Genomic DNA, 17344 nt, shown 5'->3' on the forward strand with positions numbered 1-17344 from the left:
AGCGTCTCCGTGCGTCACTCGATCGCGTAATCCAGGGCGTCGGCCGCCTTGTTTCCGGCACCGGTGTTGATGATGAGGATCTCGTCGTCCTCGTCGAACGCGCCTTCCTCGGCCATCTGCATCGCCGCAGCGAGGGCGGCTCCGGGCTCGACACACATCTCGACGCCGGCGTGTCGCGCGGCGTCCAGCGCGCCCTGCAGCGCTTCGCCATCGGTGACTGCTTTCCCGGTCCCGCCGGTCTCGTAGACCGCTTCGAGCATCCACGGCGACGCGCCCGGGTCGGGGACTTCGATCCCGCGACCGATCGACTGGGGGCACTCCCAGGCGTCGTGGCGCTCGCGGTGCTCCTCGATCGCCTCGACGACGGGGGCGCACCCCTCGGACTGGGCGACGTGGAGGCTGGGCGGGGTCTCGTCGTCGAGCCACCCCAGTTCGAGCAGTTCCTGGTAGGCCTTCCAGATCCCGATCAGTCCGACGCCGCCGCCGGTGGGGTAGAAGATCTCGTCGGGACCGCTCCAGTCGAACTGTTCGAAGACTTCGAGCCCCATCGTCTTCTTCCCCTCGTGTCTGAAGGGCGTCTGGAAGGTCGCGACGGTGTACCACCCGTGCTCCTCGCGCATCTCGCCGAACGTCGCACCGGCCTTGTCGAGTTTGCCGTCGACGAGGTGGAGGTCAGCGCCGTGGGCCTCGACCATCGTCTTCTGGATGTCGTTCGACTGGTAGTTGAGGACGACGTGACAGTCGATACCCGCTCGCGCGGTATAGGCCGCGGCGGCCTGGCCGGCGTTCCCGGCCGAGGGGATCGCGACTTCCTCGATACCCTGCTGGCTCGCCCCGGAGATAGACGCGGACGCACCGCGGTCTTTGAACGTGTTCGTCGGGTTCTGCCCCTCGTCTTTGATCGCGACGCGGGCGACCCCCATCTCCTCGGCGAGGTCGGGACAGTCGACGATCGGGGTGTTTCCCTCCCCCATCGAGACGATGTCGTCGGTGTCGAGGATCGGGAGGAGTTCGCGGTACTTCCACATCGAGTCCTGCCGGGCTTCGACCTCGTCGCGGGAAACGTCGATGGCGTCGTAGTCGTACTGGGGGTCGAGGATGCCCCCGCAGTCGGGGCACGGGAACTCGGTGTGGTCCAACTCGTAGGTAGCGCCGCAGTCGTAACACTCGAAGTGACTGACGAGGCTGTCTGTTTCGGTCACGGTAACGGAAGCCGATCGGTTTTACCGGATAAAAAATGTTCGGGTTCGGTGCGGATCAGAGTCGGACTCAGTAGCGGAGGAACCGACCTCACACGAGGAGCCGGACCGCTCCCAGCGCCAACAGGCTGACCGTGAGAAACTGCGCGAGGACGACGGCCAGCGGCCGAATCCCGGTCGCCCGCAGTCTGCGCGGGTTCAATTCGACGCCGAGTCCGACGAAGGCGAACGCGAACAGCCAGTCGCTGATTCGACCGAGCACGGCTCTGGTCGCGCTGTCGACGGTGCCGAGATTGACGACGAGCGCAACGATCAAGAACCCGACCAAGAACTTCGGAAACTGGTGCCAGATCGCGCCCGCGCCGGTCCGGCGTTCGCCGCTCGAGTAGTAGATAGCGTAGGCGACAGCCAAGATTCCGATGAGCGTGTTCCGGACGAGTTTCGTGACGGTCGCCCACTGTCCGGCGGTCTCGGAGACCGCGAAGCCGACCGCGGTAGTCGGCCCGGTCGAAAACAGGCTGAGTCCCGCCCAGATCCCGAAGGTTCGGTCCGGGATCCCGAGCAGGGAACCGACAGCTGGGAACGCGACGAGCGTGACGGCGTCGAACAGGAGTACCGTTCCCGCGGCGTAGCTGATGTCCGCTTCGTCGCTGTCGATGCTCCCGGCGACGGCGATGATCGCCGAGACGCCGCAGACGCTGGCACCGGCCGCCAGGAGCGACCTAGTTCGCGACTCGATTCCGGCCCACCGACCGACGAGTTCGACGAACAGCACGCCCACGGCGACGACGCCGACAGCCAATCCGACCACAGCCGGTCCGGTCGATGTCAACTGCTCGACCGTGAGTTGTGCGCCCAACAGGACGATGCCGACCTCCAAGACGAGCTTGTGACGATCGACGCCGGGGGTAGCCCACTGGGGGACGCCGACGGAGGCCGCGACGAAGGCCCCGAGCGCGATTGCGACGATGAGCGGGTTCAACGGTGTCGTGGCACCCACGACACGAGCGGTCCCGCCGAGAGCCGCCAGCAGTAGTACTCCGGGTCCAATCCGGCGGGCGGCGGACATCAGAGGACGAACACCGTCAGGAGGACGATCGCGACACCGAGTGCCGTTGCTTTCCATCCGCGGTCCGCCGCCGTTGCCGTGTGTCGACACCAGGTGACCAGATCGTCGATCCGGGTACGGGCGCGTCTGAACATCGTATCCTCCGTCACCTGTGTCAGTAGACTATAAAAATACTTTGCTGCCAAGATGTCGAGCCGGGCGGACCCCCTGTAAATTTATAATGAAAGACGCTCGTGTACGCATACGAATGGTAGATACGGCCGAAGCCCCGTCCGAGTCTCCTCGCCGAGAGGGCTCGAGACGGCAGAACAGACTACAGCGGTACCGTGACCTCCGGTTCACCGAGGAGGAACTGGCGGTGATCCTGTTGACTCCGGTGGTGTCGTTCCTCCTGGCAGTGTCGTTTTATCCCATCTTCGACACCGTGATCGGGAGCCTCCACACCGGATACGTGCTGGAAATGGACCCGCGCGAGTTCGTCGGGCTCGAGAACTACCGCTCCATCTACGGCAGCGGCCCGCTCTTAGAGCAGTTCCTCAGCGGCGACGGGTTCTGGAACGCGCTGCGGGTCTCTCTGATATACACGTTCGTCAGCGTCCCGGTCGAGTTAGTTCTCGGCCTGGGACTCGCGCTGCTTCTCAACCGCGAGTTCCGCGGGAAGTACTTCGCGCAGGCGGCGATCCTGTTCCCGTGGGCGATTCCGACGGTGATCAACGCCCGCATCTGGGCGTGGATGTTCAACGGCCAGTACGGGGTCATAAACGACCTCCTCATCCGGATCGGACTCCTGCAGCAACCGTTCCCGTTCCTGGCGCGACCCGACACGGCGCTCTACTCGATGCTCTTTATCACCATCTGGAAGACGAGTTCGTTTATGGCGCTGATCCTGCTCGCGGGACTGCAGTCGATCCCGGACCACCTCTACGAGGCCGCTCGGATGGACGGAGCTTCCCGCGTCCGGCAGTTCTGGGACATCACGCTCCCGCTTTTGAAACCGACACTGCTCGTCGCCCTCATCTTCCGGACGCTTCCCGCGTTTCAGGCGTTCGGCCTCCCGTTCGGGCTCACCGGCGGCGGGCCCGCCTCGGCGACGACCACGCTCGTGCTGTTCGATCACCAGACGACGTTCAACCGACTGAACTTCGGCGAAGGTGCGGCGACGGCGACGATCATCACGCTGATCGCGCTGGCCATCGCGATGGTGTACGTCGGGACGCTCTACGAACCGGAGGTGCGCTGAGATGAGTCACGACTCCTCGGCGTTCGAGATCGAGCGGTTCCAGTGGGTCGGCAAGAAACTGGGCTTTTACGGGAGCATCTTCGTCATCGCCCTCGTCTCTGTGTTCCCCATCCTCTGGATGCTCATCACGTCACTGAAACAGCCCGGGAACGTCGTCACCTTCCCCGTCGAGTACGTCCCACGGAACCCGACGCTCGAGAACTACCGCGCGGCCATCGAGGGCGCGCCGTTCTTCAGATATCTGCTCAACAGCGCTATCGTCGCCACGGGGACGGCCGTGCTAGACGTGCTGCTCGGCTCCCTCGCCGGGTACGCACTCTCCCGGCTCCGGTTCCGGTTCAAACTGCCCGTCCTCTTGCTCATCCTCGGGACGGCAATGCTCCCCTTCATCGCCCGGCTGATTCCGCTCTTCAGCCTGGCCCGATCGTGGGGGCTTCTCAACAGTCACCTCGGGCTCATCATCCCGTACGCCGCGTTCCAGTTGCCCTTCGCCGTCTGGATCTTCCAGGCGTACTTCAAGGAGCTCCCGGACTCCCTGGAGGAGGCGGGCCTGATGGACGGACTCTCGCGCATCGGCGTCCTGTTCCGGATCATCCTCCCGGTGTCGGCCCCGGCGATGGCCACGGCGGCGATCATCGTGTTCATTTACGCGTGGAACGAGTTCCTCTTCGCACTGACGTTCATGACCGAGGATTCGATGCGGACGATCACCGTCGGCATCGCTCTCTATCAGGGTGAGTTCCAGTACCCGTGGGGAACGATCTCTGCGGCCGTGTTTATGTCCGTGATCCCGCTGATTCTGTTTATGCTGTTCTTCCAGCGGAAGGTCGTCGAGGGACTCACTGCGACAGGAAAGGCATAGCCGACTCGACGGGACCGGATCTCACTCCACGTTTCGAAAACGAGACCGCGAGCGAGCGCGAAGGACGAGCGACTGCCCGTTCAGACGATCAGGTCGTAGCCGTCGACGAGGTACCGCTCACACAGGTCGCGGTCCAGTTCGACGCCCAGCCCCGGGCCCTCGGGCACGTCGATGTACCCGTCTTCGAGAATCGGGCCGGAGCCGTCGACGCGGGTGCACATCTCGTTCCACCACGGGACGTCCCGAGAGTGCCACTCCATACAGAGGAAGTTGGGGATCGCCGCGGAGACGTGCGCCCCGGCGATCGTTCCGAGGGGGCTGGAGATGTTGTGCGAAGCGATCGGAATTCCGTACAGGTCACACACGGTCGCGATGTCGACGTACTCGCCCAGCCCGCCACACTTGTTGACGTCCGGCGCGGCGATGTCCATCATCCCCTCCCGGGCGGCCGTGTTGAACTGGGCGGTCTTCACGAGGTTCTCGCCGGTCAGCACCGGTGTGTCGAGCGCGTCCGTGACCCGCTTCTGGGACTCGGTCTTCTCCGGCGGCACGGGGTCTTCGAGCCACGCGAGGTCGAACCGTTCGAGCTTCTTCCCGAGGCGGATCGCCGTCTCGGTCGTGAAGTTCCAGTGGAGGTCCATCCCGAGGTCGACGTCGTACCCGATCTCGTCGCGAACGGCCTCGACGAGGCTGACCTTGTGTTCGAGCGCCTCGTTGTCCATCCGCCGGTTCGCCTCGTCGTACTCGCTGTGCGTCGGGACGTCGAGGTCGAACTTCAGCGCCTCGAACCCCTCGTCGACGACTTCGCGGGCCGCGCGGGCGTAGGACTCGGGCGTGTACACGTCAGTCGGGTCGTGTTCGCTGGCCGCGCCGAGCGACTCGCCGCCGTGGGTGTCGCAGTAGATCTTGATCTCGTCCCTGTACTTCCCCCCGAGCAGTTCGTAGACGGGCACGTCGAAGAGCTTGCCCTTGATGTCGTAACACGCCGTCTCGATCGCGGTGAAGGCGGCCTGCCCGATCCGCCCGGTCCCCGTGTAGCGCTGTTCGAGCAGTTCGCGGATCCGATCGGTATCGAGCGGGTTCTCGCCTTCGAGATCGATCTCCATTCGGCCGGCCATATCGAGCGCGGCCTCGGCCCGGAACGTCTCGCCGAGTCCGTACACGTCGGCGTCCGTCTCGACCTTGACGATCCCCCACGTGAAGTTCCCCGCGATGGCCATCGTCTCGATCGCCGTGATTTCGACGTCACGCTCCGGCGGGCGGTGCGTCTCGTCCATCCCCATATCTCGCCACGGGACGCCGCCGCCCTGTGGAATCCGATAGTCCGGTTGGTCGTCTTGTGGCATCGTCTGTGCAGTCGCAGATGCCGGGATTAAAGATTGTGGTGGCTACGCGGACCGAACGGCGGTCTCCGCGACTGGGGGACGGTCCTCCGGCGCGTGCGGGTCGCCGACGAGTTCCACCGTCCCGCGTCCTCGGAGGTCGACGGCCGACCGGGCGACGGCAAGTTCTACCGTGCCCGGTTCGACGACGAGTCGATCCGCCGGCCCGTACGTCGCCAGCGCGGCGGCCGGCAGCGTGAAATCGATCTGGACACGGTCGTGAGAACCGAGAGAGACGCGGCGGAAACCGACGAGTTCCCGATCCGGGCGGACGGAGCGTCCGCCGCGGTGGCGAGCGTACAGTTGAACGACCTCGGTCCCGCTCCTGGGGGCAACGTTCTCGACCGCGAGCGAGGCCGTCAGCGTCCCGTCGGTGGCCGCCGATTCGGGAGCGACGGCGAAGTCGTCGTAGACGAACTCGGCGTAGCTCTCCCCGTGCCCGAAGGGGAACAGCGGCTCCGCCCGGGAGAACACGTACTCTCCCGTCGAAACCGGACTCTGTCGATAGTGACTCGGGAGCTGGCCGACAGATCGCGGGAGGGAGACGGGAAGCCGGCCGCCGGGATCGGTGCCGAGGAGGACGTCAGCGATGGCCGAGCCGCCCTCCTGACCGGGGAGCCACGCGGCGACGACCGCGTTCGCTCGCTCGACCGTCTCGGGGACGGCGAGCGGCCGCCCGCTCACGAGGACGACGACGACCGGGGTGCCGGTCGACGCGACCCCGTCGAGCAGTTCGGACTGTCGTCCGGGTAACCCGAGCGTCGCGCGGTCGAGGCCCTCGCCGGTCGTTCCCGACGAGTCGCGTTCGACGTCGATCCCCGATTGACCACCGAGACAGGCCACGACGACGTCCGCGTCGGCTGCCAGCGCGACCGCCTCGTCGATGTCGTCGGTCGGCCCCTCCCTGACCCCGCAGCCCCGCGCGTACTCGACCGTCGATATTCGCTCTGACAGGGATTCTCTCGGCGTCGAGACGGCAATGTGTCCGTCGTCGCCCTCCGCGCCGGCGTACGAGTAGTTCCCCAGCATGTTCCGGGGGGCGTCGGCGTTGGGGCCGACCACCGCGACTGCCGCGTCAGGCGCCAACGGCAGGACGCCGTCGTTCGTCAGGATCACCTGGGACCGCCGAGCGGCCCGTCGCGCGAGGGGGCGAACCGAGTTGGGACCGAACGCCTCGGCAGTCGCACCGGGGTCGGGCAACGGATCGGTGAAGAGTCCCGCACGGACCTTCTGCCAGAGGTGGCGGCGGACCGCACGGTCGACGAGCGACTCGTCGACGTCGCCGTCGGAGACGGCCGCGACGAGTCGGTCACCGAAACACTCGGTCTCGGGCAGTTCGACGTCGACGCCGGCCGACAGCGCCAGCACGCCCGCGGTTCGCTTGTCGGGGGCGACACCGTACTCGGTCGCCAGCAGTTCGATACCGCGCCCGTCGGAGACGACGGTCCCGGTGAACCCCCACTCCTCACGGAGGAGGTCGGTGAGAAGGCGGTGGTTCGCGTGACAAGGAACCCCGTCGACGGTGTTGTACGCGGCCATCACCGACGACGCACCCGCGTCGATACCGGCGCGGAACGGGATCAGATCGGCGTCGCGCATCTCCCGCAACGAGGCCGTCGGGCGCCCGCGGTTCCGTCCGCCGGCCGGCCGTCCGTGGCCGACGAAATGTTTGAGCGTGGGCTCGACGCCCGCGTCGAGAAATCCGGCGACGGCCCTCTCAGTCAGTGCCGCTGCGAGCGCGGGGTCTTCCCCGAACGTTTCCTCGGTACGGCCCCAGCGCGGTTCGACGCCGAGGTCAGCCACCGGAGAGAGCGTCAGTTGACAGCCGACGGCGCGTAACTGCTCGCCGACGGCGGCGGCGACTTCCCGTACGAGGGGCGTATCCCAGGTACTCGCCATCCCGATCGCCTGGGGGACGACCGCACCGCGTCGCCCGGCGTAGCCGCAGAGACTCTCCTCGCGAACGAAGGCCGGAACGCCGTACGGCGTCTCCGTCCGCAGGAAGGACTGGATATCGGCGACGACACCGGCCAGGGCTTCCGGCGGTAGTCCGCTCTCCCGACCCACGCGGGTCACGCGACCGATGCCGTGGGGAATCTCCTCTCGGGCGCGCTCGGGAGAGAATCGGCCGTCTTCGAGCAGGGATCCGATCCGAACGGTCCCGAGCTGTGCGACCTTCGTCTCCGGCGACATCTCGTCGACGAGTCGGCCCATATACGTAGCAGCGGTCATCGATGCGCGACACTTCGACGCCCCAGGACAAAAAATCGCGTACCGACGGCGTAGTTTTATTACCGAGAGACGCCCCGTCGATGATACGACGATGAGCGAACGTATTACCATCGACGCGGTGGCCGAATACGCCGTCGAGGGCCGAACGGTGCGCCTCGACTGCGACGTGGTCGCCCCGGAGTCAGCGACGCCTCGGACAGTCCCGGTCTCCCTAGCGGTGTACGGCCCCCGAACGTTTAGATTCGACCTCCAGGCCAACCCGGAGGTCGCCGCGGAGAGCGAGTTCCCTCGGCTGGACACCGAAGCCGTCTCGACGGCGTTCGACCTCGATGTGGTCGAAACCGACGGGACGCTCAGGGTCGAGACCGGCGCGCTCGACATCTCTATCGGTCTCGACGAGTGGTCGTTCGTCGTCGCCGACGCGGAAACCGGTGACGTCGTGTTCGAGGAACAGCGGTCCGATCCGGACGTGTTCGGGCGGCAGCGCGTCGAGCCGCTGGGTTTCACTCAGGAGGAGATCAATCACAACCCGCGGCGGATATCCGAGACGGGCACCGCGTTCCGCCTCTCACCCGACGAGAAGATCTACGGAGCGGGCGAGCAGTTTGTCGAGTTCGACCGTCGGGGGCGAGAGCTGGACCTGTGGCACGAGGAGCCCCTCGGGACGGAGACCGAACGGGCGTACAAGAACATCCCGTTCCACCTCTCGTCGAAGGGGTACGGGATGTTGATCGACACGACGTCGCGCGTGCACTACGACTTCGGCAAGTCGTCGACGGCCTCTGGGACCGTATCCGTCGCGGAGGACCGATTCGCATTCGTCTTCTTTTACGGCCCCGATTTCAGCGACGTCATACGGCGATACACGGCCGTCACGGGGCGACCGTCGCGTCCGCCGAAGTGGTCGTTCGGGACCTGGATGTCCCGCCTCGGGTACGAGTCCCGCGAGGAGTTGGAAGCGGTCGCAGAGCGCCTTCGGGAGGAATCGATTCCGAGCGACGTTCTCCACCTCGATCCATTCTGGATGCGGGAGAACAAATCGACCGACCTGGAGTGGGACACCGACCAGTTCCCCGACCCCCAGGGGATGATCGCGGGACTTCGCGAGGACGATTTCCGACTCTCGCTGTGGGAGCATCCGCACGTCCCGGTCGGCACCGACGCCTTCTCCGAGGGCGCCCGGAAGGGGCACTTCGTCACCGACGGCGCTGGGAAACCGTACGTGATGGATCACACCTGCCAGGGAGATTACCGCGGCGCCCTCGTCGACTTCACCGATCCCGAGGCCGTCGAGTGGTGGAAGGACAAACATCGTCGTCTCTTAGAACAGGGCGTCTCCGTGTTCAAAACGGACTACGGCGAGTACGTCCCCGAGGATGCGGTCTTCGCGAACGGGAAGAGCGGACAGACGATGCACAACCTCTACCCGTATCTCTACAACGAGGCCGTCTACGAGGTCGTGGGTGAAGTGAACGGAGAAGAGGAGGCAGTCGTCTGGGGGCGTTCGGCCTGGACCGGGAGCCAGGCGTTCCCGATGCACTGGGGGGGCGACCCGCAGACGAGCTGGAACGGAATGAGCGCGGCGCTCCGTGGCGGCCTCTCCGCGTCGCTATCGGGCATCGCCTTCTGGAGCCACGACATCGGGGGCTTCCGGGGCACGCCCAGCGACGCGTTGTACACCCGCTGGTCGCAGTTCGGACTGCTCTCATCGAACGCCCGTTGTCACGGGACGACGCCACGGGAGCCGTGGGAGTTCGGCGAGGAGGCCCTCGCCGTCTTCCGGAAGTATGCCCGGCTTCGATACCGTCTGCTGCCGTATCTATACACGTACGCCGAGATCGCCGCCCGGACCGGGCTCCCCGTCGTTCGACCGCTCGTCTTAGAGTACCAGGACGATCCGACGGTACACCGGATGGATACCCAGTACCTCTTGGGCAGAGATCTCCTCGTCGCTCCGGTCTTCACTGAACGCGGCGTTCGCTCGGTGTATCTGCCCGAGGGCGAGTGGCGGGACAGACAGTCCGGTGAGCGATACGAGGGCGGGCGACGGATCGAACAGCACGTCGAACTCGACGAGATGCCGATGTTCGTGCGTGCTGGGAGTGTCGTTCCCGAGCGCGAGCCCACACAGTCGGTCCGGTCTGGGACGCCCGACGACCTCGAACTGGTGGCGACGCTCGCCGACGGACGAGCCAGCGGGCGCGTGTACGACGTCGACGCGGACGCGCTCGTCGAGGTGGGGATCGAATCGATGGAAGAGACGCTATCGATCGATACCGGCGGCATCACCGCAGACCGGGTAACGGTCACCGTTTACGACGTCGACCCCGAGACCGTCATCGTCGACGAGGATGTGGCGACACCGGTGGACGACGACCCCGACGACGGCGAGTGGACGGTCGCCGACTCGGTGCTCACGCTCTCTGTGTGAAACCGCCGCGGAGGAGTGAATTTATTAGGAGAGGTGGCAAAGAGTAGCGTAGTAACTCCGGGAAACACTATGGGACGCTTACAACTGAACGATCTGACGAAGGTCTTCGAATCGGACGGAAGCGACATCGTCGCGGTCAACGAACTCAACCTGGACATCGAGGACGGCGAATTCCTCGTACTGGTCGGGCCATCAGGCTGTGGGAAGTCGACGACACTGCGATGCATCGCGGGGCTGGAACAGGCGAGTTCCGGACGCATACTGCTCGACGACCGCGACATCACGTACGCCAAGCCCAAGGAGCGCGAGATGGCGATGGTGTTCCAGAACTACGCGCTCTATCCGCACATGTCGGTCCGAAAGAACATCGGATACGGGCTGAAGATCACCTCCGACCTCTCCAAAGAGGAGATCGACGAGCGCGTCGAAGAGACCGCCGAGCTCCTCGAGATCGAGGAACTGCTGGAGAAAGAGCCGGGCGATCTCTCGGGAGGACAACAACAGCGTGTCGCCCTCGGGCGAGCGATTATTCGAGAGCCCGAAGTCTTCCTGATGGACGAACCGCTGTCGAACTTGGACGCGAAGCTCAGGACGACGATGCGGACCGAAATTCAGCAACTCCAGCAGGATATGGACATCACGACCATCTACGTCACCCACGACCAGACGGAAGCGATGACGATGGGGGACCGGATCGCGATTCTGGATCAGGGCAAACTGCAACAGATCGGCGAGCCGTTGGAGTGCTACCACCGTCCGACAAACCGCTTCGTCGCCGGCTTCATCGGATCCCCCTCGATGAACTTCCTCTCGGTCCAGCAGAGTGGACAACTCCTCGAACACGACGAGTTCAGCTACCGGATATCCGAGGAGACTCGAGACGCCCTCACGGAGAGTAGCCGAGACCTAACGCTCGGGATCCGCCCCGAGCACATCCGTCTCACCGAAGGCGACACGCAGAACGCAGTCAGCACCACCATCGAAGTCGTCGAGCCGATGGGCGAGGTTACGTACGCCTACTTCGATATCGGCGATCAAACGTACACTGCCAGCATCGAGGGTGAGCGCAGGATTCAGGCGGACGAGGACGTGCACGTGGTGTTCCCCGAAGAGAAGATCCACATCTTCGACGGCCGGACCGGTGAGGCGATCAAAAACAGCGAACTGGGCGATGCGACCGACACCACCGCCGTTCAGGTCTGAGAACTGTTTGGGCCTCGCGAACAATTAAGTATCTCCTCGCCGTGCGTTCGTGTATGAGCAAGAGACAGTTCGAGACGGGGTCGGGGCGGCGGGTTCAGGCCGTGCAGATCTCCTGCGACATCATACAGGCGTTACGCGAGAAGGACGGTGCCGGCGTCTCCGAACTGGCCGAACACCTGGGTCGTTCGAAGGCCACGATTCACAGTCACCTGACGACGCTTGCCGACAACGAGTTCGTCGTACAACGCGACGGAAACTACGAGATCAGCCTCAGATTCGTTGATATCGGAGAGTACGCCAAGAGCCAGGTAGATATTTACGAGGTGACCAAAACGGAGCTAGAGCGCCTCGCCGAAGAGACGGGTGAAGTGGCGCAGTTTATGGTGGAAGAACACGGCCGCGGCGTATATCTGCACAAGGCACGCGGCGAGAACGCTATTCAGACCGCTTCGTACGTCGGAAACCGAAAATATCTCCACTGCACGGCGCTTGGAAAGTCTATTCTCTCGCAACTTCCCGAAGAGCGGATCGATCAGATCATCGATCGGCACGGACTCCCCGAGCGGACTGAAAACACGATCTCGACGAGAGAGGAGCTGTTCGACACCCTCGAAACGGTACGCAGAGAGGGTGTCGCTTACGACGACGAGGAAGTGCTTCAGGGCCTCCGCTGCATCGCAGCACCGATTCAACACCCGAACGGTGAGCTCTACGGAGCGATCAGCATCTCCGGTCCGACGAGTCGGTTCAAGGGAGATCGATTCCACGAAGAGTTACCCGAGATCGTCCAAGGAGCGGCGAACATCATCGAAGTCAACGCGACACAGCTCTGACGTTCGCGTTGTGCGAACGCACCGAGCACTTCGATAATTGAGCCGTACAAATCAACCTGGTTCGAGGGCGCTAAGGTGGGTTCGGTTCCCTCTGGACCTCGGCGTTTGGTAGAGGCAAACAGTGCGGGACTGTCAAATTCGCCTCCCGCCCAAGGGCCGTCGCGAACAACTACGCGGAACGGGTGACGATTCCAGCGGTGGATTTTGGGGGGGCGTTTCGCTTCTTTACGGAGGCAAAGGGGGTTTAGTCCCGTAAGTGGCGTCGGGACGCATTACGAAGATGCATCGGTTGAGATCGCTGTGCGTCCGATACGTCACATATTCCTGATAGTTAATCTGTTTGCCCTAGCCGAACACGGGCGAATAACACCGGAGTGGAAAATATGGCTGAAACACCACCGATTATTGGTAGAGAGCGTTTGACAGACGCGCTATATCAGTCTGAGGGGGCGTGAATAGCCGCGCAAAATATCGAGATGACCGAACCCGAGTAACATACGTACGCCCGTTATGTTTTGTTTCGACACCTCGCTGAGTTCGGAAAGTGTATAATAGGTGTACGAGCGTTAGTTAATACGCACTGAGTGCGTCTTCGGAGTCGACGTTGCGCCGGATTGGCGAGTTCGCTAGTCCGGGTACTCGTCGGCCGACACGTGGGCGTCCATATCTTCGAGACGCCGACCGAGGCTCCACGTCCGCCCGACGAACGGAATATGCGGGCCGGTGTCGAGTAGATATCGTTCGTCATCTCTGAGAACTCATCGGATATCACGTGGCAAACGCTTCGGTTCAATCTATCTTACCTTCGGAACGATAAGAGACAATCACCTTCGGGTGAGAGCCCGTTTGCCCGCCGATTCGACTTACTCCCTGTTCCACAGAGACGTAGTATCGCGATGGAGTCACTGTACGAGATCGTGTAGCCGTACAGCTACGACTCGGCGCTGTTGGATCTTCGGGCTAAGTGAATTAAGTAAGCTCACGTGACAATTTATATAATTTAATTGGTTGTTCTAATTTTTCCTAAACTTCCTTAGTATTTAGTTGAAAAAACAGATAGGGAGATCAGACGGATTATAGATATGGATCCATACCAATTACTTCCGAGTTAATCACCGTTCTGTCGCGATAGAGTTCGAAAAAATCGTGTTTTATGTATGATTAGACACCTTCAGGGAGATTTCACTAACTAAATTATATCCGGAATTGTATAAATATCATATAGAATCTTATATCATAAATAAAAAATGACTCAACAATAAAGTCGGATTCCGCGAGCCGAAACCTGGCGGAAATAAGAGTGCGACCGAGCCAGCGAGTCCGGGCCGATCGACGTGTTCGGAGGCTGTATCGTGGCGACTACATCGGAAGTGCGTGGAGCACGATTTCGTGGAGTTTCGGCCGGGGGAGACAGACCGGGCGCTAGGCACTCAAAGACCGAAGCCGTCCTCCCCTCAGAGAAAAAATCGCAAACACAAGCCCTTCTGATGGTTAAATATGGTTTTGATACTTCAGTCGATCTAATAGGAGACAACAGAAAGTCGTAGATACGATGGTACTGGTCTCCGCATTCGAAGATGGATTCGCCGCCCTCCGAGCGAATCCGATCCTGCTCGTCTTCGGCCTCCTCGTCGGGGGTGGAAGCCAACTGCAGTACGTCGGTCATCTGATCGAATCACCGCTTCCCTCGGCAGGCGTCTCGCTCGCGTGGCTGGTCGTCTTCCCGTTCGTTCTCGGCGGCTTCATCGGAACCGCCCGCGCTGCGATCGAAGGGACGGACTCGTCGATCACCCAATTTATCACCGTAGCGCGGACGCACTACCTCCGACTTCTACTCGGGACCGTGGCGTTCGTGCTTATCGTCCTCGGAACTGCCATCGGACTCGGATTCGTCGGATTCGTCCTCGGTATCGGATCGATGGCACTCGCTGCGATTCACGAGATGGCCGCCTTCGCCGCAGGCGTCGGCACGCTGCTCGTCTGGCTGGTCTCCATCCTCGTCGTCATTATGTTCGTGCAGTTTTACGATGCCGCGATCGTCATCGAAGACCTGAGCGTCACTGATTCCTTCCGGAGGAGTATCGCGCTCGTCCGCTCGAACCTGAAAAGCGTCGCCGGATTCTCGCTCGTGTGGGTCATCCTGCTGAACGCCTTCTTCATCCCCGAGTATCTCCTCCAATTGACGTTGACGGACGCCGGCGCTGTTGCCGTAGTACCGGCTGACTTCGGTATTCCGATCGCCGTCCTGCTCCCGGTCGGTATCGTCCTGTCGGCGGTTGGCTTCGCGTACTTCTATACGGTGTACACAGCGTACTACCTGCGATTGATCGCTATCTCATCGAGCTCTACGGAGTCAGTATGACGACTCACCAACAACTACGTACGATGGTTTCGAACAGCCACTGATCGGACTCGATCCCCGCAGACACCAGCCATAGAAGCTAACAGCAATCATGCCACGACTCCTTCCGACACAAACAGACGCTACCGTCGAACGAAGCGATACCCCTGCCGTCCTGAGTCTCGACGACGACGCGACGCGAGAGGTGATCGAAGCGTTATCCTCAGAGACCGCCTACGAAATCTTCCGGCTGCTCAACGAGACGCCGGCGACGCCGGCACGGATCGCAGAGCAGCTCGACCAGAGCGTTCAGAACGTCCACTATCACCTGTCGAACCTCGAATCGGCCGGCGTGATCGAAATCACCGACACCTGCTATTCGGAGAAAGGCCGTGAGATGAGCGTGTTCGTCGTCTCTGAAGATCCGACGCTGCTCTTTCTCGGCACCGAGGACGATCGCCCGAGTCTCAAACGCGCGTTCAAGTCCTTCGCCTCGCTACTCGGCCCCCCATCGATCCTGCTTGCGGCCGGCGAATCCATCTCTCAGCTTGTCACTGGCGAATGAGCGAACGCACGGATTCAACGATCCGAAGCACCTCTACCGTCGACGACACGACTATATGTGACGCGGTACCGACAATCAAGTCCCGAGACGACACGGAAGGGTGTGGCTGTCTCGAATGCCGAAACATCGAGACGACCACCACCCATCGGACCGTCCTCGACGCGCTCGTCTGGTCCGTTCGACTGTTTCGATCCTACCCGTCGATCGTCGCCTTCGCGGGCGTGATCATCTTCGCCAACCGGCTCCTCGAAACGGACAGTATCGACGTGCTCCCGATGCCCGCAGTCGGCGTCGTCGAGGCTGTGACGGCGTTCGCGTTCATCGTCTCGATTCGCGCCTACGTGGGAACGATCGTCGCCGGGGAACTGACTGGCACCCCCGTCACGATACGCGAGGGGCTACATCGAAGTATCGCTCGGACACCGGCGTTAGTCGGCGTCGTCCTGCTCGTCGTCTTTTCCGTGATGACGATCCCGTTCGTCCTGTCCCTGCCGCTCTTCGTTCTGGTCGGCGTTGTCCCGGGCACGCCAGTGGAGTGGGTTAGTTTCCCTGTCGCGGCGGCTGTCGGTGGAAGCGTCTTTGCCGTGCCGTTTCTCTTTCTCCTCTTCAAGTTCTGGTTCGCACCGGAAGCCTGTGTCATCGGGCAGTACGGCCCCATCGAATCACTGTGGGTTAGCTGGCGTATCACGACGAGCTACCGTGGAAAGTTCTTGCTCGTCGTCGTCATCGTAATTGGAAGTGCAGTCAGCCTCTATCTGCCAACCGTTCTCCCCGAGTTCGGTACGGGACTGGCTCCGGTGTCTCCCGTTTTGGATGCGATCTCATCGAGCGTCGGAGAACTGCTTTCGATCCTGTGGGCAAGCGCGTACGCGCACACGTACGTCCAGGGGGTCGTTTCGTGAACCGGGACTCGTATCGAGAGTTCAATTCCCGTGGATCGCATCGATGACGATCGCTCCGACCACGATCGCCGTTGTCGGGACTGAACTCGTATCGGTAAGCGTAATCTCGTACTGATCAAAGTCGAAGGGAGCGAACTCGCCCTCGATAGAACCGACTAGATCGTCCTCAGAATCGGTTATCTCGTACTTGTGCGCGATTCCTTGGCCGACTGGCAGGAGTTTCCGCCCGAGGGTAAAGAGTGCGCCACGCGAGTTGATCTCCGCAAGCAGCGACCTGACACCAGAAAGAACAGATCTTCGGGAAGGGAGAACAGGGGTCGGACAGTCCCAGATCAGGGATCAGTCTGTATCTCGTCCATCTCTCAACCGGTCAATTCGGTGGCGACGTGTGGGTCGAAGACAACGATCCCAACGGTTCAGTCCTCGTTATGGAACTACCTATTCATACGCCGTAGGAGGATGTCATCTAAGAGTTACCACACTGAAAATATGACTCCTCGATGGAAGGTGGTGACTACCACCGATCAAACCGTGCAGATCTGATGCCCGAGATACTTTATTGACAGCCGTTGTAGGTTCAGTATGGGAAACGACGAAGAATCCAAGACCGAAACGGAATCGGCAGATGATGAGACGGAACGTGAAGGTGAGCGAGTGATGAGTCGGGAAGACGCTGCAGAGATCCTGCGTGAAGTCGCCGATGGTGTGGAGAACGGCACAATCGACATCGAAGGAGACAACGGTTTCACGGTCGCGGTTCCAGAGCACTTCGAACTGGGAGTCGAGTACGAGGTTACCGACGACGAGGCTGAGTTAGAAGTCGAACTCGAATGGCGGATGGAAGACGGCGAACCGGTATCGGCGAACGAATAACCCGGGTGGCGGCTTCCATAGCAGCCGATCGTCAGAAAATCGTACCCGTTCATTCAGCACGCAGACTCTTACCGCTGATTCAGTGAATTCAGTTCAGACCAACTAGCGCAAATCGCTCACTACAGGAGTTACGTACCGCGAGCGAACGTAGTGAGCGAGCGGGCCAAGGAACCCTCGAAGCGGGTCTTCGACCCGCTGAGGGGGTACAAGTA

At 62.1% G+C, this 17344-nt stretch carries 14 protein-coding genes; 9 read left to right on the forward strand and 5 right to left on the reverse strand.

Going from position 1 to position 17344, the window contains the following annotated elements; genetic code table 11:
* Positions 1-14: 14 nt before the first annotated feature.
* The 3 genes from NO876_RS05780 to NO876_RS05790 all read right to left on the reverse strand — a co-directional run bounded on the left by NO876_RS05780 (position 15) and on the right by NO876_RS05790 (position 2402).
* A complete protein-coding gene (locus tag NO876_RS05780; protein WP_256420737.1) occupies positions 15-1202 on the reverse strand; it encodes a threonine synthase in 1188 nt (395 codons plus the stop codon).
* Between the two features lie 88 nt (positions 1203-1290).
* On the reverse strand, positions 1291-2268 hold the full coding sequence (locus tag NO876_RS05785; RefSeq protein ID WP_256420738.1) for a YeiH family protein: 978 nt from the start codon (positions 2266-2268) through the stop codon (positions 1291-1293).
* Positions 2268-2402, reverse strand: coding sequence for a hypothetical protein (locus NO876_RS05790; protein WP_256420739.1), 135 nt, complete (start codon positions 2400-2402; stop codon positions 2268-2270). Before NO876_RS05790 ends, NO876_RS05785 begins: the two co-directional genes overlap by 1 nt.
* Positions 2403-2515: 113 nt before the next feature.
* Here NO876_RS05790 and NO876_RS05795 point away from each other — a divergent pair, with 113 nt between their 5' ends.
* Both NO876_RS05795 and NO876_RS05800 read left to right on the forward strand, forming a co-directional pair.
* A complete protein-coding gene (locus NO876_RS05795; RefSeq protein ID WP_256420740.1) occupies positions 2516-3508 on the forward strand; it encodes a carbohydrate ABC transporter permease in 993 nt (330 codons plus the stop codon).
* A gap of 1 nt (position 3509) precedes the next feature.
* Positions 3510-4370: a carbohydrate ABC transporter permease gene (locus tag NO876_RS05800; protein WP_256420741.1), complete on the forward strand. Its 861-nt coding sequence runs from the start codon at positions 3510-3512 to the stop codon at positions 4368-4370.
* 80 nt (positions 4371-4450) lie between these two features.
* Here NO876_RS05800 and NO876_RS05805 read toward each other — a convergent pair whose 3' ends face one another.
* Together NO876_RS05805 and NO876_RS05810 are read right to left on the reverse strand one after the other, a co-directional pair.
* On the reverse strand, positions 4451-5716 hold the full coding sequence (locus NO876_RS05805) for a mandelate racemase/muconate lactonizing enzyme family protein (protein WP_256420742.1): 1266 nt from the start codon (positions 5714-5716) through the stop codon (positions 4451-4453).
* Between the two features lie 42 nt (positions 5717-5758).
* Positions 5759-7984 (reverse strand): glycoside hydrolase family 3 N-terminal domain-containing protein, encoded by a 2226-nt coding sequence (locus tag NO876_RS05810; RefSeq protein WP_256420743.1) that lies wholly within the window; start codon positions 7982-7984, stop codon positions 5759-5761.
* A 91-nt stretch (positions 7985-8075) separates the two neighbouring features.
* Between NO876_RS05810 and NO876_RS05815 the strand changes: the two genes are divergently transcribed.
* From NO876_RS05815 to NO876_RS05845, 7 genes are all read left to right on the forward strand, one after another.
* Positions 8076-10415 carry a TIM-barrel domain-containing protein gene (locus tag NO876_RS05815; protein WP_256420744.1) on the forward strand — a complete coding sequence of 780 codons (2340 nt, stop codon included), beginning with the start codon at positions 8076-8078 and terminating at the stop codon, positions 10413-10415.
* Positions 10416-10484: 69 nt separating this feature from the next.
* Positions 10485-11618: an ABC transporter ATP-binding protein gene (locus NO876_RS05820; RefSeq protein ID WP_256420745.1), complete on the forward strand. Its 1134-nt coding sequence runs from the start codon at positions 10485-10487 to the stop codon at positions 11616-11618.
* 53 nt (positions 11619-11671) lie between these two features.
* The gene (locus NO876_RS05825) at positions 11672-12451 is read left to right on the forward strand and encodes an IclR family transcriptional regulator (RefSeq protein ID WP_256420746.1); all 780 of its coding nucleotides are present in this window, start codon (positions 11672-11674) and stop codon (positions 12449-12451) included.
* Positions 12452-14003: 1552 nt separating this feature from the next.
* Positions 14004-14813 carry a DUF7847 domain-containing protein gene (locus NO876_RS05830; RefSeq protein WP_256420747.1) on the forward strand — a complete coding sequence of 270 codons (810 nt, stop codon included), beginning with the start codon at positions 14004-14006 and terminating at the stop codon, positions 14811-14813.
* A 91-nt stretch (positions 14814-14904) separates the two neighbouring features.
* Complete coding sequence (locus NO876_RS05835) at positions 14905-15357, forward strand: ArsR/SmtB family transcription factor (RefSeq protein WP_256420748.1); 453 nt, start codon at positions 14905-14907, stop codon at positions 15355-15357.
* Entirely contained in the window at positions 15354-16259 is a 906-nt protein-coding gene (locus NO876_RS05840; protein ID WP_256420749.1) for a DUF7847 domain-containing protein, read from the forward strand. The genes NO876_RS05835 and NO876_RS05840 overlap by 4 nt, the downstream gene beginning before the upstream one ends.
* 582 nt (positions 16260-16841) lie before the next feature.
* The gene (locus tag NO876_RS05845; RefSeq protein ID WP_256420750.1) at positions 16842-17132 is read left to right on the forward strand and encodes an amphi-Trp domain-containing protein; all 291 of its coding nucleotides are present in this window, start codon (positions 16842-16844) and stop codon (positions 17130-17132) included.
* The last annotated feature ends 212 nt before the right edge of the window (positions 17133-17344 follow it).

Origin of the sequence: Halobellus rarus (genome assembly GCF_024494595.1) — an archaeon.
Classification (GTDB): Archaea; Halobacteriota; Halobacteria; order Halobacteriales; family Haloferacaceae; genus Haloquadratum; species Haloquadratum rarum.